Origin of the sequence: Bartonella sp. AD13SXNS, from assembly GCF_042196465.1 — a bacterium.
GTDB lineage: Bacteria > Pseudomonadota > Alphaproteobacteria > Rhizobiales > Rhizobiaceae > Bartonella.
The window spans coordinates 1-1,095 of record NZ_JBHIQI010000070.1; the positions used below are offsets into that span (position 1 = coordinate 1).

The 1,095-nt window shown below is 46.4% G+C and carries 1 protein-coding gene and 1 pseudogene; both read right to left on the reverse strand.

What is annotated here, in order from left to right; all coding sequences use genetic code 11:
• The coding region (locus tag ACFIMQ_RS09400) for a portal protein (protein WP_375703929.1) at nt 1-658 on the reverse strand (658 nt) is incomplete at its 3' end.
• Nucleotides 643-1,095, reverse strand: a pseudogene (locus tag ACFIMQ_RS09405) (PBSX family phage terminase large subunit); the annotation flags it as partial. The pseudogene ACFIMQ_RS09405 and the gene ACFIMQ_RS09400, both read right to left, overlap by 16 nt.

Consider the following 1,095-nt stretch of genomic DNA (forward strand, 5'->3'; position numbering starts at 1 on the left):
TCCCATCCCTTGCCCAATCTGCACTCAGCTCTGTCCAATGGGCTTTGGGAAACATTTGCTTGGCTACGTCTAATGGCTTACGGTCTACATACCACATGCGTTGTGCATCGGTTAAATTCGGTTGCACTGCCGCGCTATCCCAAACCATCTTTAGAGGGTCTAAACGCGTAATGACCGGTTCACCATCTACACTGTTCTCATAATCAAGCCGTGTATCGGTCCAGCCCATGCCGCAGATGACAGCGTCTTGGAAAGCATCACTATCCGCATATTCCGCATGTGCTACATCTCTAAACCATTCTGCCGCCCCTGTAAGCAATTCACTAGGTAATGCCTTCCCGACTTGACGGGGGATAAATTGCACTTCTCGTTTATTGTTACGCTCTGAACCCACAACGGCATTAACCAATGGTGCAATGCGATTAAACGTCATAACGGGGCGGCGTTGTTCTTTTAAAGCCGCTAAATCTTGATCATTCCACTGATCACCATTGTAAAATTGAAAATCCTCTCTTGCATGTTCACGCCATTTGTTCACATGCTCTACATCTTCTTTGTACCAATTCACAAGCTTGCGAAACAAACCTTCTGTCGACAGATCTGATGCGTTACTTTCTTTCTCTAAATGCTCTTCATCATGCATTATTCTGCCATCCATGACGTGCTCTCATAAGTTTCTCTACCGCTATAAGCTGGTCTCTTCTGTTTCTGCATCGGCTGTTCATACCCCACACACATCAATCCAAAGGCATCTGCACCATGACTGGACCAATCATGCTCGGCGCCTAAACCAATATTACGCTTCTCATCCCATTTCTCATGATACCAATTCAGTGCTTTACGACCCGCTACGGTTGTCTCTTCGTTAAACCAAACTGAAGGCAAAATACGTCGCACCGCCTCTATTCGCATCTTAACCGCTCCTGCCCCTTGATTAGGGATCACTTGCGTTTCAAAACCCGCATCATTTAAAGCACTCTCAAAACTCACATTATGTACACGGTCTCTTGTTGCACCATCATGGGGGAGAACCATCAATGCCTTCTCATAGCCATTCTGACGTAACCAGCCTATGTGCTCTGATAACGGTTGTCC